The following is a 15,573-nucleotide window of genomic DNA, read 5'->3' on the forward strand; positions in this document are numbered from 1 at the left end:
TGTGGGTGGTCGGTTACACTAGCCGACATCTCTGCAAACTAACGTAAGACTCGAATTCATAAAATAGGAACCGATACGATGGTCATTCATCCAAAAATCCGTGGCTTTATTTGTACCAATGCTCACCCTGTAGGTTGCGCGGCACACGTGCAGCAACAAATTGATTATGTGAAGCAGCAAGCGCCGTTAGATAAAGTTCCGCAGCGTGTTTTGGTGATCGGTTGCTCTACCGGCTATGGCTTAGCAACACGTATTAACGCAGCATTTGGCGCTGGCGCTAAAACCTTAGGCGTGTGCTTTGAAAAAGAGCCGAGCGAGAAGAAAACCGCGACGGCGGGTTGGTATAACACCGCAGCGTTTCATCAAGCCGCTGAAAAAGAAGGCCTATACGCACACACCATAAACGGCGATGCGTTTTCAAACGAAATTAAACAAGAAGTTATTGAGAAAATTAAACAAGATTTGGGTCAAGTTGACTTGGTGATTTATAGCCTTGCTTCACCAAAGCGTAAAGATCCTGTCACTGGTGACCTGTATAGCTCTACCTTGAAGCCAATTGGCCAGGCCTACACCACCAAAACCTACCACACCGATAAAGACCAAGTGACGGAAATTACGTTAGAGCCTGCCAACGATGACGAAATTCAGCAAACCATCAAAGTGATGGGCGGTGAAGATTGGGAATTGTGGATGGCCGCGCTGCATGATGCCGGCGTATTGGCACCCAATGCAAAAACCACTGCTTATACCTATATTGGTAAAAAACTCACTTGGCCAATTTATGGCCACGCCACAATTGGTAAAGCAAAAGAAGATTTAGACCGTGCCGCTGCAGCCATGCGTACGCGCTACACCGACTTAAACCTTGAAGCTTACGTGTCATCGTTGAAAGCTTTGGTCACGCAAGCAAGTTCTGCAATTCCAGTTATGCCGCTATATATTTCGTTAATTTACGGCGTGATGAAAGAAGAGGGCACCCACGAGGGTTGTATCGAACAAACCCACCGTTTGCTGCGTGATGGTTTGTACGGCGTAGACCCAGAGCTGGATGAAGCCGGCCGTTTGTTCATGAACGGTTGGGAAACGAATGACGCAACGCAAGCAAAAGTCGAAAGATTATGGCATGAAGTCACGCAAGAGAACTTCCATGATTTAGCTGACTATGCGGGTTATCACAGTGATTTCTTGAAGCTATTTGGCTTTGGCATTGAGGGCGTCGATTACGACGCCGACGTCAACCCACTCGTCACTTGGTAAGAGCCGTTGTTCGTTATTCGTGCGCTACGCTGTTCGTCCGCTGCGCTGTTCGTGAATACGTGTCGAACAGTGCGCAGCACGTACGAACAGCGAACGAAGTGAGCGGACGAAAAACGAACCACGCATTTTAGGTTTTTGCATTTGTTTTGCTGTGCAAAAGTGCTAAAATGCGCGCCCTAGGTGAAAATGGACAGAATTTGGTCAGTGTGGGCTTTCAGGCTTAGGTTTTCTTACGCTTGGAAGCGCGCACTGGAATAAGATTAATCTTCCCTAACGAGTAGTGCAAACGCGTATGATTACGATCAAGAAAGGGCTGGATATCCCGATTTCGGGTGCGCCAGTGCAAACTATCGAGGATGGCCAGGCCATCACCACCGTTGCCGTACTGGGTGAAGAGTATGTGGGTATGCGCCCAACCATGCATGTCAAGGTTGAGGACCGCGTTAAAAAAGGCCAGGTACTTTTCGAAGATAAGAAAAACCCAGGGGTTAAATTTACTGCACCTGCTGCCGGCGTTGTGAAAGACGTACTGCGTGGCGCAAAGCGTGTGCTGCAAGCTGTTGTCATTGAAATTGACGGCGACGAGCAGGAAACCTTTGCCAAGTACGACAGCGCAGACTTAGCAGGGCTTGATCGCGCTAAAGTGGTTGAGCAACTAAACAACTCAGGTCAATGGGTTGCGTTGCGGACCCGTCCATTTAGCCGTTCTCCGAAGCTAGATGCAGAGCCTACCGCTATTTTTGTCAATGCCATGGATACCAATCCATTAGCCGCTGACCCAGCGTTAATTATCAACGAACATAAACAAGCCTTTATTGATGGCTTGAAAGTTTTGGGCAACCTTACCCAAGGCAAAGTGTTTGTGGTGAAAGCTGCTGACGCAAGCGTTGACACTGGCGATGCAAAAGTACAGTTGGAAAGCTTTAAAGGCCCACACCCAGCTGGCTTAGTTGGCACGCATATTCATTTCTTGAACCCGGTATCGATGGCGAAGCAAGCTTGGCACATTGGTTACCAAGACGTGATTGCCTACGGTAAATTGTTTACTACTGGCGAATTGTTTACTGACCGCGTGGTTGCTTTAGGCGGCCCAGCGGCGAAGAAACCACGTTTATTGCGTACGCGTTTAGGCGCAAACGTGCGTGAGCTGACCAAAGGTGAGCTTGCACAAGGTAAAAACCGTGTGGTTTCTGGTTCAGTACTCAATGGTCACAAAGTTGATGACGCACACCAGTGGTTAGGTCGCTTCCATAACCAAGTGAGCGTATTGGCTGAAGGCGATAACAAAGAATTCTTGGGTTGGATCAAGCCTGGTGTTAATCAGCATTCGGTAACGCGTGCCTATTTAGGTCACTTGAACCCGAAAAAATTATTCGCAATGACCACAACCACCAACGGTTCAGACCGTTCGATGGTGCCAATCGGCAACTACGAGCGCGTGATGCCGCTTGATATTTTGCCAACGATTTTGCTACGTGACTTGCTCTCTGGTGACACTGAACAGGCTCAAAAGCTGGGCTGTTTAGAGTTGGACGAAGAGGACTTAGCGCTGTGTTCTTATGTTTGCCCAGGCAAATACGAGTACGGTCCTGTGTTGCGTAACATGTTGACCGAAATTGAGAAAGAGGGCTGATCATGGGCTTGAAAAATTTCCTCGAGAAGATTGAGCCAAACTTCGAAAAAGGCGGCAAGTACGAGAAGTGGTACGCCTTATACGAAGCAGCGGCAACTATTTTCTACACGCCAGGTAAAGTCACTAAAGGCATTACCCACGTTAAAGATAGCGTTGATTTAAAGCGCATCATGATCTTGGTATGGATGATGACATTCCCAGCAATGTTCTGGGGTATGTACAACATTGGTAACCAAGCAGCCATGGCGCTAGTGAACGGCTATGAGTTGGCTGACATTTGGCAAGTAGGCTTGTTTACAGCGTTAGGCGGCGACTTAAGCTCTGCGGGCTGGGCCGGTAAGCTATTTTACGGCGCTTGCTTCTTTGTTCCTGTGTATGCGACGACCTTTATTGTCGGTGGTTTCTGGGAAGTCTTGTTTGCCTCAATTCGTAAGCACGAAATTAACGAAGGCTTCTTCGTTACCTCGGTATTGTTTGCGTTAACCTTGCCTGCAACCATGCCATTGTGGCAGGTCGCGTTAGGTATCACCTTCGGTGTGGTTATTGGTAAAGAAATTTTCGGCGGTACTGGCCGTAACTTCTTGAACCCAGCGTTGACTGGCCGTGCATTCTTATACTTTGCCTTCCCAGCGTCTATTTCGGGTGAGCAAGTATGGACTGCGGTTGATGGCTTCTCAGGTGCGACCTTGTTAGGTCAAGCTACCCAAGCAACAGATTACATTGCCAACATGGACCTGTGGATGGATGCCTTCTTAGGTAACATTCAAGGCTCAATGGGTGAAGTGTCTACCCTGATGATTCTTATTGGCGGTTTGGCGTTAATTTACTTCCGTATCGCTTCATGGCGCATTGTGTCAGGTGTGTTCGTGGGTATGTTGGCGCTGTCGTTGTTATTTAACGTTATTGGCAGCGACACCAATCCAATGTTCGCTATGCCATGGTACTGGCACCTCGTTGTTGGTGGTTTTGCCTTCGGTATGATGTTCATGGCAACCGACCCAGTATCAGCTTCATTTACTAACAAAGGTAAGTTCTATTACGGCTTCCTTATTGGTGCAATGACAGTTCTTATCCGTGTGGTAAACCCTGCGTATCCGGAAGGTATTATGCTAGCAATTTTGTTTGCTAACGTATTTGCCCCGCTGTTTGACCACTTTGTTGTTCAATCAAACATTAAACGGAGAATGGCACGCAATGGCTAATAAAAACGAATCACTCGGCAAAACGCTCTTTGTCGTTATCGCCCTCTGTTTAGTGTGCGCGATTATCGTGGCGGGTTCTGCAGTGGGTTTGAAGCCACTGCAGGAAAAGAACGCTGCGTTGGACATGCAACGTAACGTGCTTGATGCTGCCGGCTTATTAACGCCAGAAACCGACGTTATTGCCGTGTTTGAAGACCGCGTAGACACGCGTTTAATCAACTTAGACACGTTAGAAGCCGTTGAAGCGGTAGACGGCAAAAATGCGATTGAGTACGACCCAATTGCTTCTGCTAAAAAAGCAGGCTTGGGCACCAAGCTTGAGAAAAGCGAAGACGTAGCAGGCATTGGCGCATTAGAAAACGTTGCTAAAGTTTACTTTATCAACGGTGCTGACGGTGCCTTAGAAACCGTTGTGGTGTATGTACGTGGTTACGGCCTGTGGGGCACCATGTACGGTTTAATGGCGGTAGCGCCAGACATGAACACCATTAAAGGCATTAACTTCTACGAGCACTCAGAAACTCCAGGTCTTGGTGGCGAAATCCAGAATCCAAACTGGACTGCTAGCTGGCAAGGTAAAGAGATTTATGACAACGGCAGTGTTGCCTTAGACGTCACCAAAAACGTGACTGATAAAGCGCATGATATCGATGCACTTTCGGGTGCAACCTTAACCAGTAACGGTGTAGAAAACACCATGCAGTTCTGGTTTAGCGACAAGGCTTATGGCCCACTGTTCGATAAAATTCGCAAAGGGGAGCTGAACTAATGGCCAGTGCAAAAGAAGTCAAAGAGGTTCTATTTGGGCCAATTTTTGCCAACAACCCGATTGCCTTGCAAATTTTAGGTATCTGCTCGGCGTTGGCGGTTACGTCGAAAATGGAAAACACTGTGGTTATGTGTATTGCACTAACCTTGGTAACTGCGTTTTCGAACTTGTTTATTTCGATTATACGTAATCACATTCCATCAAGTGTGCGTATTATTGTACAGATGACCATTATTGCCAGCTTGGTTATTGTGGTCGACCAAGTATTGCGCGCTTATGCATATAGCATCGCGAAAGAACTGTCGGTATTTGTTGGTCTAATTATTACCAACTGTATCGTGATGGGTCGCGCGGAAGCTTATGCCATGAAGAGCCCACCAATGCTGTCGTTCTTAGACGGTATCGGTAACGGCTTGGGTTACTCGGTGGTATTGCTTACTGTCGGTTTCGTTCGCGAATTGTTCGGTTCAGGTAGCCTGTTTGGCTATCAGATCATGTCACTGGCTTCTGAAGGTGGTTGGTATCAACCAATCGGCTTGTTGGTATTACCACCAAGTGCGTTCTTCATTATCGGTGGCTTTATCTGGGTACTGCGTACCTTCCGCACAGAACAAGTAGAGCCGAAGGAATAAGGAGCAGACCATGGAAGCCTATATCAGTTTATTTATTAAATCGATTTTCGTTGAAAACTTAGCGTTATCGTTCTTCCTTGGTATGTGTACTTTCTTGGCGGTGTCTAAGAAAGTAACTACAGCTTTTGGTTTGGGCGTTGCAGTTATCGTGGTATTGGGTATTTCAGTACCGGCGAACAATTTGGTTTACCACAATATTTTGGCGCCAGGTGCGTTAGATTGGGCTGGTTTTCCAGATGCAGACTTAAGTTTCTTGCGTTTCTTGACCTTTATCGGCGTTATTGCGGCGTTGGTACAGATTCTTGAAATGGCGTTAGACAAATACGTGCCTGCTTTATACAACGCGTTAGGTATTTTCCTACCGTTGATTACCGTGAACTGCGCTATTTTTGGTGGCGTGTCGTTCATGGTAGAGCGTGACTACAACTTCACTGAAAGTGTGGTTTACGGTATTGGCGGCGGCGTTGGTTGGGCGCTTGCCATTGTGGCGTTAGCTGCAGTGCGCGAGAAGTTGAAATATGCGGACGTGCCAGATGGTTTACGTGGCTTGGGCATCACCTTTATGACGGTGGGTCTGATTGGTTTAGGGTTTATGTCTTTCTCAGGCATTTCACTCTAATTTCATCCGGTTACGAACGATAACGTATTAAGTAGAGGTACAAGTCGATGCAAGGGCAAGATTTGACACTAATAGCGCTCGGCGTAGGCATGTTTACCTTGATTGTATTGATTTTGGTTGCGGTGATTATGTTCGCCAAATCAAAATTGGTCCCTCAGGGTGATGTCGAGATTTTAATTAACGATGACGAAGACAAGAAAATCACCACCCAGCCAGGCACCAAGTTGCTTGGCGCATTAGCGAATGCGGGTATTTTCGTATCGTCAGCGTGTGGTGGCGGTGGCTCATGTGGCCAGTGCCGCGTGGTTATTAAAGAAGGTGGCGGTGAAATTCTGCCAACCGAGCGTGACCACATTAACCGTAAAGAAGCACGTGAAGGCTGCCGTTTATCGTGCCAGGTTAACGTGAAACAGAACATGAAAATCGAACTTCCAGAAGAAGTATTCGGTATTCGTAAGTGGGACTGTACGGTTAAATCAAACAACAACGTTGCTACTTTCATTAAAGAGTTCGTAGTGCAGTTGCCTGAAGGTGAAGAAGTTCCATTCCGTGCGGGTGGTTATATTCAAATTGAATGTCCGCCACACCACGTGAAATTCAAAGACTTCGACATTGAAGACAAATTCCGTGGCGACTGGGAACACTTCGGCTTCTTTAACCTTGAGTCGAAAGTAAACGAAGAAGTTATTCGTGCTTACTCAATGGCGAACTACCCAGACGAGAAAGGCATTATCATGTTGAACGTGCGTATTGCTACGCCGCCTCCGCGTGATATGAGCTTGCCGCCAGGCCAAATGTCATCGTATATCTTTAGCTTGAAGCCAGGCGACAAAGTCACGATTTCTGGTCCGTTCGGTGAATTCTTCGCGAAAGACACCAAAGCTGAAATGGTATTCGTTGGTGGTGGTGCTGGTATGGCGCCAATGCGTTCACATATCTTCGACCAATTACGTCGCTTGAACACCGATCGTAAAATGACCTTCTGGTACGGTGCGCGTTCGAAGAAAGAAATGTTCTATGTTGAAGATTTCGATATGTTGGCACGTGAAAACGACAACTTTGAATGGAACGTAGCCTTGTCTGACCCACAACCAGAAGATAACTGGGAAGGTTACACTGGCTTTATCCACAACGTGTTGTACGAAAACTATCTGAAAGACCACGATGCGCCTGAAGATTGTGAGTTCTACATGTGTGGACCACCGATGATGAACGCTGCGGTTATCAAGATGCTGAAAGATCTTGGTGTTGAAGACGAAAACATCTTATTGGATGACTTCGGTGGCTAGAAAATGATGACTTCATCGTTTCTACGAATTTGGCTAGCCCTACTGGGGCTGGCCTTTTTCGTTTCTTGTACCCCTGCACCGCAGCAGTTGTCGGTTTCTGGCGAAACTATGGGCACCACCTACCATATTCGTTATGTGACGGCCAACCCTCGGCATGCTCCTGAGCAAGTTAAAGAGCGTGTAGATGCGGTGTTACAGCAGATTAATAGCCAAATGTCGACCTATGACCCTCAGTCAGAGTTGTCGCAATTTAACCAACGACACACAACCGAGCCGGTGGTGGTATCGCGAGCGCTTGAAACAGTGGTGCGTCGGGCGTTAGAAATTGGCTCTGAAACCAACGGCTTACTTGATGTTACCGTGGGGCCGTTAGTGAACTTATGGGGCTTTGGCCCGCTGGCTCGCCCAGATAAAGTTCCTAGTGAGGCTGAACTGGCTGCAGTTCAAGACCAAATTGGCTATCAGCATTTGTCGGTCGACAATCACCAGTTACGCAAAGCAATTCCTGACCTTTACGTTGATTTATCAACCATTGCCAAAGGCTATGGAGTTGACCGCGTTGCGGTGCTGCTTGAACAAATGGAAATTAAAAACTATTTGGTCGAGATTGGCGGCGAAATGCGCATGAAGGGTTTTAAACCTGGCTCTAAACCATGGCGTATTGCCATTGAGCAACCGGTATCGCTTGACCGAGCCGTGCAACGGGTTATAGAGCCCGGCAATAGTGCAGTTGCAACTTCGGGTGATTATCGCAATTACTTTGAAGAAAACGGTGTGCGTTATTCGCATATTATTGATCCGCGCACGGGGTACCCGATACAACACAATTTGGTGTCGGTTACTGTTATTACTGACTCCTGCATGGATGCAGATGCCTATGCAACGGCGCTTACAGTTATGGGGCCAGAGCAGGCGTTAACGTTCGCCGAACAAAAGGGCCTAGCGGTATTGCTAGTTACCCGTGAAAATGAAACTTTTAAAGAGTACACTAGTACTGCATTTAAACGATTTGAGCAGTAGCTCAGGAGGTCCACATGGGCGTTTTTATCGCTGTATTCGTCATCATGTTGGTAGTTGTTCTTGCCATGTCTGTTGGCTTTTTAGCTCAGAAAAAATCTATTTCAGGTAGTTGTGGTGGTATTTCTGCATTGGGTATGGAAAAAGCCTGTGACTGCAAAGACCCCTGCGATGATAAAAAAGCACGTATGGCCGAGGAAGCTCGCGCTGAAAAACGTGCGGCACAAGAGAAGCAATGGCAGGAAAACCGAATCGACTCTTAGTGGTTAAACCGTGCTTTTAAATAGTTTTTAGGAGTAGTTGTTATGGTAACGCCGGTGCAAATTCGGCCCAAGTCGGCCGAGATTTATCTTGATTGCAATGCGACCACGCCGGTGTTGCCACAAATCGCAAAAGCCGTAGAACATGTGATGGAACACGTGTTTGGCAACCCTTCAAGTAGCCACATTACTGGCTTACAAGCGCGCTATATTCTAGATAATACCCGCCGCCTAGGGCGTGAACTGATTGGCGCCGGTGGTGGGCGCTTTATTTTTACCAGTGGCGCCACCGAGGGCATTCAAACTGCTGTTTTGTCGGCATTAACGGCTGCGCGCAATGAAGCAAATACTGGTGGCAAGCGTTGGTTGTTGTATGGCGCCACAGAGCATAAAGCGGTACCCCAAGCGCTGGAGCATTGGAATAAACTGGTGCAGCTTAATGCGCAGCTAAAGGCCATACCGGTCGATAAGCAGGGCTTACTCGATTTAGATTTTATCGCTGAGCATGCCGGCGCCGCCCACATAATTTGTACCATGGCGGTGAATAACGAAACCGGCGTGAAACAAAACCTAGCGGAGCTCGAGCGGGTGATTCGCAAGGCCAACCCGCAGGTGCCCTGGATGGTTGATTGCGTACAAGCATTGGGCAAGCAAAAGCTTGATCTTAACGCGACCACCATAGATTACGCGCCGTTCAGCGGCCATAAGTTGTATGGGCCCAAAGGTATTGGTTTTTTATATGTGCGACCCAATGCACCCTTTACGCCATTAATTATTGGCGGCGGCCAAGAACAGGGGCAGCGGTCTGGCACTGAGAACTTACCTGGTATTGCAGCTTTGCATGCTTTGTTCGAGTTACTCCTTGATAGTCGTCAACAGGTATTTCAGGGGCCACAAACCTTAGAACGGTATCGCGACAAATTATTGCAAGCACTACGCCAAGCGTTTCCCACGCTAGAGCTAAACCATAACTTAGAAAACTCGGTGCCAACCACCTTAAACTTCAGTGTTCGTGGTGTGCCTTCGCGCGACATTATGGATGTGTTTGACGCCGCCAATATTCGCGTTAGCTCGGGCTCTGCTTGCAGTTCAGGCGTTAGTCGTAGCTTTGTCTTAGACGCCATGGGCCTTGAGGAGTGGAAGTCGAGTTCGGCCATTCGTTTGAGTTTTGGGCCCGCCACCACCCAAGCAACCATTGACTCGGCTTGTCAGCGTATTCAAGAAGCAGCGCAAGCGTTGCGCCAATCGTGCCTATTGGTTGCCGACACCAACGAAGATATTGATAGTGACCTAGACGGTATTGTGCAGTTGCGCTTTGGCCACCAATGTTGTTATTTGCTGATTGACAAACAAGCCCGCGAAATGGCCGTGATAGACCCTGTGCCGGAGTTAGCCGAGCGTATAGAGCGTTTGGTAGCCTGTCAGCATTATCAGGTGAAAGCCGTACTAACAACCGAGCCACAGGCTTCTGATAGCCCCGCTAGCATGCTCGCGCAATTATTGTGTGCCAGTGGGTGCAGTGCTGCGCGGGATGCCGTGGGCTGGCCTGTTGAAGCTACTGGCGGCTGTGATGCGCCAGTTGAATGTCAGCAGCCAGTGTTTGGCTGCTTGCGGGTTGGGCAACGCCGTTTATATCGTGTGGGCTCGCGCACCCCAGTGTATTTATTGAGTTCGCCGTTAGTGGCGGCCGCCGACACAGCGCACGTTGATTTTGCCTTTGTGGGTGAACAAACGAATAGCCAACAACTAAGTGAGCTCGTGCATAGCAACACCTTGCTATTGCCACGTTTTGATAGCGAGTTTCGTGTGGTGCAGCGGCTCTGTGAATTAGCGCAAGACTGTGCTGAATGTCAGCTCGTGGATATTCCGTTAGAGCAGCAGCAACAATGGCTTGCAGAGCCTGAAACCTTAGTGATTGATGTGCGTGAGCAACAAGAACACGAAGTGCGTAAGCTTGCGGTGGACGCTGAAGTGATTAATGTGCCACTAACACGCCTGGCACAATTTGTTTATAGCCATCGTCAGCACTATCAAAATCGACCCATTGTGTGCGTTTGCCGCTCTGGGCACCGCAGTGCTGTTGCCGCCCAAGTTTTAGCGCGCCATGGTTTCTGCCAAGTCAGCCACTTGTTAGGCGGCACTGCGTTACTTATTGAGACGTCATTGGTTGAGGGGTAATTCGTCTAGCGACAATCGCCCAACAAAACCATTTTTACCCACTAGGTAGCAATAGTTAGATGAGCAAACACTGTTCCATACATTGGCATCGGTGAGTGGGTGCCACTCGTTATTAGCGGCATCGAAATAAGCGGCCCCATTGGGGTTGCTTACCAGCATGTCGCCCGCGCGGTCGGCCCGCTCAATAACGGTCAGGCTATATAACGCACCCTTGAGTTCGGGCTCAGGCAATAGTGAAAACTCGCCATTCTGATAGCGCATTAAGCGTGGTGCGGTGTCAGCATTGTTGAGATCACCACCGGCTAAAATGACATCATCTTCAGCCAGGGGCCAAACGCTAGCAATACCTGCACCAGGGCCGGCAGGCATGGGGGTATCAATGGCTTTAAAGCGAATGCCACGGCTGCGCTTCACGAGTAGTCGCGCGGTATCGGCGTTGGCTGTGCCAATCGCCCAGGTGTCATGATTAAAGCGTACGCAACCGCCGCTGGCGGCTAAACCGCCTTCGTCAGGCAGCGGCGGGCTATCCACCGTGTTGCGCGCCATCATCCAGTTACGACCGTCAGCGCTGCGTACCATGTCCCAATGATTTTCTAATGAGTCGCCGTACACCCAAGCTTCATTGCGGCTCGATACGTCAATACAATTTAGAAACTGGTTACTGCTAGCGCGAAATCGTAATGTCCAGTTTTGGCCACCATTGGCGGTGTAATAAATACGAGAGTCACCGTTGTCACCAATGCTTAAGGCATACGCATGATTGCCATCTAGCGCTTCAATATCGCGAAACTGAAGACTGTCATTGGCTGGCTTGAAGTATTGCCAAGTGGCACCGGCATCGGTGCTACGGGCAATGGTTCCGGTGGTGCTACCTAGCCACACCACCTGGCTGCTTGGTGCACTTGCGCCCACCCAGTGTTGTTCAGCCTGGGTTGGCAAGGTGGTTAGTTCGATAGCGGCTGTTGCGATGACTGCGGTTAGAAACATCTGGCGTAACCTTTTGCTAAATCGTGTCTGTTATCGTCGCGCGTTCAGCCGCTAAACACAAGTTAATCACGGCGCTTTATGGGTAGCCGTTGTAAACGCAAGGCATTGAGTACCACTGAAACCGAGCTTAATGCCATAGCACCACCAGCCAACCAAGGTGCCAACAAACCGGCGGCCGCGACAGGAATACCTAAGGTGTTATACGCAAACGCCCAAAAAAGGTTCTGCCGAATATTGCGTACGGTTTTTTCACTGACAAACAAGGCGTCATGGATGCTGTTTAAATCTGCACGCATGAGTGCAATGTCGGCGGTTTCTAGTGCCACGTCGGTGCCAGTACCCATGGCAATGCCTACTTCGGCGGTTGCCAGCGCTGGTGCGTCGTTAATGCCATCGCCGACCATTGCGACCCGTTCGCCTTGTTGCTGTAGCTCTTTGACTTTGTCGGCTTTATGTTCGGGTAACACTTCCGCAAACACATGCTCAATGCCTACTTGCTGGGCAATGGCGTCGGCAGTGCGTTGATTGTCGCCGGTAAGCATCACCACTTTAAGGCCGCGCTGCTGCAGCTTACTAATGGCTGATTTGGCGTTGTCGCGCACCGTGTCGGCTACTGCGATAATACCGATAGCTTGGCTATTTAGACTAATTAACATAGCGGTTTTACCTTGTTGCTCAAGCTCGTCTTTACGCTTGCTCCAGGCATCGCTTTCAATGTCATGCTCGCGCATTAGGCGAATATTACCGATGCGTAAGGTATGCGCTTGCTCATTGATTATTATTTGGGCCGAAACGCCGCGGCCCTCGTGCGCATTAAAATCGCTGAGTTGCTCTAAAGCATCGTCTTCAATGCCATCAACGACAGCCTGAGCCAAGGGGTGCTCAGATTGCTGCTCGGTGGCTTTTACCGCTTGCTTTAATTGCGCTTCTGTTATGCCATCCACGCCTTTGAGGTCAATTTCTAAATCGGTGAGTTTGGGCTTGCCCTCAGTAATGGTGCCGGTTTTATCAAGTACCACAGCGGTAACGGTGTGGGCAATTTCAAGCACGTCGCTTTGTTTAAATAATACGCCCATTTGCGCCGCGCGGCCCGAGCCAGCCATGATAGAGGTGGGTGTTGCAAGGCCGAGTGCACATGGGCAGGCAATCACCAGCACCGCCACGAAGGCTTCCAGCGCTTGGCCATAATTGCCGGCGTCTAGCCAAAATGCCCAAACTAAGAAGGTGGCCACCGCAATCAGCAAGACCACCGGAACAAATATGGCAGAAACTCTATCCGCAAGACGCTGAATAGGAGCTTTTGAGTTTTGCGCTTGCTCAACCACTTTCACAATTTGCGCTAACGCTGAATCACGGCCCAGCTTGCTAACTTTCGCCTTAAGAAAGCCATTTTTATTAAGCGTGGCGCCAGTAAGCTCATCACCTTCAGCTTTATCAACCGGCACACTTTCGCCCGTTAGCATAGACTCATCAACCGCGCTTGAGCCCGATACCACGGTACTGTCCGCAGGAATTTGCTGGCCAGGTTTGATGTGAATAATGTCGCCCACTTCAAGCTTGGCAACATCCACCGTTTCAGTTTCACCATTTTGGCGTTCGCGGACAGCCTGCTTAGGTTGTAGGTTCAGCAGTTGTTTAATGGCAGCAGAAGAGCGCCCTTTGGCACGCGCTTCAAACCATTTGCCAAGTAAAATCAAGGTAATGAGTACTGCGCTAGTCTCGAAATACAACCCTTGGTGCGCTGCCTGTTCACCCACGCTTGCCGCTAAATACACACTGTAGAAATAAGCTGCTGAGGTACCTAATGCAACCAACACATCCATATTGGCGGCGCCGCCACGCAGCGCCGTATAACTGCCCTTATAAAACTGCCAACCAATAATAAACTGCACTGGCGTAGCCAGAGCCATTTGCACCCACGGGTTCATTAACCACTCGGGCACATAAATGCCTTGGGTCCAGCTAAAATGCCCAACCATGGTATACAGCAGTGGCAGCGACAAAATAGCGGCGGCAATAAACTTATAAAACTGCACTTGTTGGGCGCGCTGGCGGCCGTCGTCTTCAGGCTGCTGATGGTCAATTACGCTGCCATCATAACCGGCGTTTTTTACCGCTTTGACGAGTTGCTCGGAATTGAGTTTGTCGCCCTCAACGGCAGCTACTTCATTGGCAAAGTTGACGTTAACAGCGGTCACACCATGCACGCCGCTTAAAGCTTTTTCGATACTTTTTGCACAGCCCGCGCAGCTCATGCCACTTAGCTGTAATTGAATGGTTTGGGTCGCCATAATTAGCTCCTTAGCGTTTTAATAAACGCTCAATAGTGGTGTCGAGCTCGGTTAATACGGCATCGTCACCGGCAAGTAACCGTTGCTTAACACAGGTTTGCATGTGCTGACTAAGTAATTTCTTCGCCACGCCGTTCAGCGCCGATTGTACAGACGCAATTTGTGTCAACACATCATCGCAATAGGTATCGTTTTCAATCAGCCGCTGTAAGCCACGCACTTGTCCCTCAATACGAGCTAAACGCTGCTTCAAATTGGTTTTTAAGATATCTGAATGTGGGGTAACGGTGTGCTTCATATTTAGCTCCAATGGCAAACTAACCATAAGCATAGGGGGTAAGGGTATAAAGATCAAGGGCGATATCAGCCGGCAGCTATTAGATATTAGGTGAAGGTGTGCGACATGAGATACTATTGCTGACGTATCAAATGGTTAACGTTTCCTAATATCTAATATCTAATAGCTAATATCGCAGTTGAATTTACTGGGCGTTCACTGACTGGTTGTTGACGCCTATGCTGTCGTCCGACATGAAATACACATAAGTTGGCATCAATTCTGCTGGTGTTTTTAACTTGTTGGCGTCTTCCGCCGGATACGCTTTTGAGCGCATGGTGGTGCGGGTGGCGCCGGGGTTTATCACATTCACGCGTACGTTCGTGCCGTCGTATTCGTCAGCCATAACTTGCGCTAGGCCTTCGGTGGCAAATTTACTCACCGCATATGGGCCCCAAAATGCACGGCCTTGGCGGCCAACGCCAGACGAGGTGAAGACTACGCTCGCTTGTGAGGCTTTTTTAAGGGCGGGCATTAACGCCTGGGTCATCATGAATTGCGCGGTGACATTCACTTTCATGATATCGTTCCACGAGTCGTGATCAATGTGCTCAAAAGGTGACAACACGCCAAGTAAGCTGGCATTTTGCAATAATCCGTCTAATTTACCGAACTGTTCAATAATAGTGGCGGTCATGGCTTGGTAATGCGATTTAGTAGCGCCTTTCATGTCGAGTGGCACAATGGCTGGTTCAGGGCCGCCGGCGGCAACAATTTCGTCATACACGGCTTCAAGTTTTTTGACAGTGCGACCGAGCAATATAACGGTGGCGCCACATGCTGCAAAGGTTTTTGCCGCTTCGCGGCCAATGCCATCGCCGCCACCGGTGACTAAAATCGTTTTATCAGCCAGTGTGGTGGCGCCAAATTCGTATTTTTTCGGGTCATTATGCATTGCGGTCATTTTTTGCGTACACTCTAGGGTAGTTGTCTTGATTAATACGCTAAGTGTACTGGTTTTTGCTATTATTCTCAGCAGTCACAGATAAATTAATGAGAAATACTTTCAAGTTACGCTCAGACAGTGTATAAAAATTTGTTAATTGAAACGTCTTGTCGTACCAGTTTAAAAAAGCGATGATAGGCAAAACGAATAACAGCA

The 15,573-nt window shown here is 48.7% G+C and carries 14 protein-coding genes; 10 read left to right on the plus strand and 4 right to left on the minus strand.

Going from position 1 to position 15,573, the window contains the following annotated elements:
• Window positions 1-78 precede the first annotated feature (78 nt).
• From fabV to BM334_RS02745, 10 genes are all read left to right on the plus strand, one after another.
• Window positions 79-1,257, plus strand: coding sequence for an enoyl-ACP reductase FabV (gene fabV, locus BM334_RS02700; RefSeq protein WP_092837550.1), 1,179 nt, complete (start codon window positions 79-81; stop codon window positions 1,255-1,257).
• Between the two features lie 292 nt (window positions 1,258-1,549).
• On the plus strand, window positions 1,550-2,890 hold the full coding sequence (locus tag BM334_RS02705; protein ID WP_092837553.1) for a Na(+)-translocating NADH-quinone reductase subunit A: 1,341 nt from the start codon (window positions 1,550-1,552) through the stop codon (window positions 2,888-2,890).
• Window positions 2,891-2,892: 2 nt separating this feature from the next.
• A complete protein-coding gene (locus BM334_RS02710; protein WP_092837556.1) occupies window positions 2,893-4,092 on the plus strand; it encodes an NADH:ubiquinone reductase (Na(+)-transporting) subunit B in 1,200 nt (399 codons plus the stop codon).
• Entirely contained in the window at window positions 4,085-4,861 is a 777-nt protein-coding gene (locus BM334_RS02715) for a Na(+)-translocating NADH-quinone reductase subunit C (protein ID WP_092837559.1), read from the plus strand. The genes BM334_RS02710 and BM334_RS02715 overlap by 8 nt, the downstream gene beginning before the upstream one ends.
• Window positions 4,861-5,493, plus strand: coding sequence for an NADH:ubiquinone reductase (Na(+)-transporting) subunit D (locus tag BM334_RS02720; protein WP_055438373.1), 633 nt, complete (start codon window positions 4,861-4,863; stop codon window positions 5,491-5,493). The genes BM334_RS02715 and BM334_RS02720 overlap by 1 nt, the downstream gene beginning before the upstream one ends.
• Window positions 5,494-5,503: 10 nt before the next feature.
• On the plus strand, window positions 5,504-6,112 hold the full coding sequence (gene nqrE / locus BM334_RS02725) for an NADH:ubiquinone reductase (Na(+)-transporting) subunit E (protein WP_092837562.1): 609 nt from the start codon (window positions 5,504-5,506) through the stop codon (window positions 6,110-6,112).
• 47 nt (window positions 6,113-6,159) lie between these two features.
• Complete coding sequence (gene nqrF / locus BM334_RS02730) at window positions 6,160-7,401, plus strand: NADH:ubiquinone reductase (Na(+)-transporting) subunit F (RefSeq protein WP_420849422.1); 1,242 nt, start codon at window positions 6,160-6,162, stop codon at window positions 7,399-7,401.
• Between the two features lie 3 nt (window positions 7,402-7,404).
• Window positions 7,405-8,421 carry an FAD:protein FMN transferase gene (locus BM334_RS02735; protein WP_092837565.1) on the plus strand — a complete coding sequence of 339 codons (1,017 nt, stop codon included), beginning with the start codon at window positions 7,405-7,407 and terminating at the stop codon, window positions 8,419-8,421.
• Window positions 8,422-8,435: 14 nt separating this feature from the next.
• Window positions 8,436-8,681, plus strand: coding sequence for a (Na+)-NQR maturation NqrM (nqrM, locus tag BM334_RS02740; RefSeq protein WP_092837569.1), 246 nt, complete (start codon window positions 8,436-8,438; stop codon window positions 8,679-8,681).
• Window positions 8,682-8,723: 42 nt separating this feature from the next.
• On the plus strand, window positions 8,724-10,856 hold the full coding sequence (locus tag BM334_RS02745; RefSeq protein ID WP_092837572.1) for an aminotransferase class V-fold PLP-dependent enzyme: 2,133 nt from the start codon (window positions 8,724-8,726) through the stop codon (window positions 10,854-10,856).
• Here the strand turns inward: BM334_RS02745 and BM334_RS02750 are convergent.
• From BM334_RS02750 to BM334_RS02765, 4 genes are all read right to left on the minus strand, one after another.
• Window positions 10,839-11,843 (minus strand): WD40/YVTN/BNR-like repeat-containing protein, encoded by a 1,005-nt coding sequence (locus BM334_RS02750; protein WP_092837575.1) that lies wholly within the window; start codon window positions 11,841-11,843, stop codon window positions 10,839-10,841. The two genes, BM334_RS02745 and BM334_RS02750, sit on opposite strands and share 18 nt — an antisense overlap.
• Before the next feature lie 62 nt (window positions 11,844-11,905).
• Window positions 11,906-14,134: a heavy metal translocating P-type ATPase gene (locus BM334_RS02755; RefSeq protein WP_092837578.1), complete on the minus strand. Its 2,229-nt coding sequence runs from the start codon at window positions 14,132-14,134 to the stop codon at window positions 11,906-11,908.
• Between the two features lie 10 nt (window positions 14,135-14,144).
• Entirely contained in the window at window positions 14,145-14,432 is a 288-nt protein-coding gene (locus tag BM334_RS02760) for a metal-sensitive transcriptional regulator (protein ID WP_177214994.1), read from the minus strand.
• A gap of 184 nt (window positions 14,433-14,616) precedes the next feature.
• Window positions 14,617-15,375 (minus strand): YciK family oxidoreductase, encoded by a 759-nt coding sequence (locus tag BM334_RS02765; protein WP_241970890.1) that lies wholly within the window; start codon window positions 15,373-15,375, stop codon window positions 14,617-14,619.
• Window positions 15,376-15,573 lie beyond the last annotated feature (198 nt).

It is taken from the genome of Pseudidiomarina donghaiensis (assembly GCF_900116895.1).
GTDB classification, from domain to species: Bacteria; Pseudomonadota; Gammaproteobacteria; order Enterobacterales; family Alteromonadaceae; genus Pseudidiomarina; species Pseudidiomarina donghaiensis.

Excerpts from the sequence above, each read along its gene's own strand:
- fabV (WP_092837550.1), top strand. The coding sequence starts at position 79 with ATGGTCATTCATCCAAAAATCCGTGGCTTTATTTGTACCAATGCTCAC.
- BM334_RS02705 (WP_092837553.1), top strand. The coding sequence starts at position 1,550 with ATGATTACGATCAAGAAAGGGCTGGATATCCCGATTTCGGGTGCGCCA.
- BM334_RS02710 (WP_092837556.1), top strand. The coding sequence starts at position 2,893 with ATGGGCTTGAAAAATTTCCTCGAGAAGATTGAGCCAAACTTCGAAAAA.
- BM334_RS02715 (WP_092837559.1), top strand. The coding sequence starts at position 4,085 with ATGGCTAATAAAAACGAATCACTCGGCAAAACGCTCTTTGTCGTTATC.
- BM334_RS02720 (WP_055438373.1), top strand. The coding sequence starts at position 4,861 with ATGGCCAGTGCAAAAGAAGTCAAAGAGGTTCTATTTGGGCCAATTTTT.
- nqrE (WP_092837562.1), top strand. The coding sequence starts at position 5,504 with ATGGAAGCCTATATCAGTTTATTTATTAAATCGATTTTCGTTGAAAAC.
- nqrF (WP_420849422.1), top strand. The coding sequence starts at position 6,160 with ATGCAAGGGCAAGATTTGACACTAATAGCGCTCGGCGTAGGCATGTTT.
- BM334_RS02735 (WP_092837565.1), top strand. The coding sequence starts at position 7,405 with ATGATGACTTCATCGTTTCTACGAATTTGGCTAGCCCTACTGGGGCTG.
- nqrM (WP_092837569.1), top strand. The coding sequence starts at position 8,436 with ATGGGCGTTTTTATCGCTGTATTCGTCATCATGTTGGTAGTTGTTCTT.
- BM334_RS02745 (WP_092837572.1), top strand. The coding sequence starts at position 8,724 with ATGGTAACGCCGGTGCAAATTCGGCCCAAGTCGGCCGAGATTTATCTT.
- BM334_RS02750 (WP_092837575.1), bottom strand. The coding sequence starts at position 11,843 with ATGTTTCTAACCGCAGTCATCGCAACAGCCGCTATCGAACTAACCACC.
- BM334_RS02755 (WP_092837578.1), bottom strand. The coding sequence starts at position 14,134 with ATGGCGACCCAAACCATTCAATTACAGCTAAGTGGCATGAGCTGCGCG.
- BM334_RS02760 (WP_177214994.1), bottom strand. The coding sequence starts at position 14,432 with ATGAAGCACACCGTTACCCCACATTCAGATATCTTAAAAACCAATTTG.
- BM334_RS02765 (WP_241970890.1), bottom strand. The coding sequence starts at position 15,375 with ATGACCGCAATGCATAATGACCCGAAAAAATACGAATTTGGCGCCACC.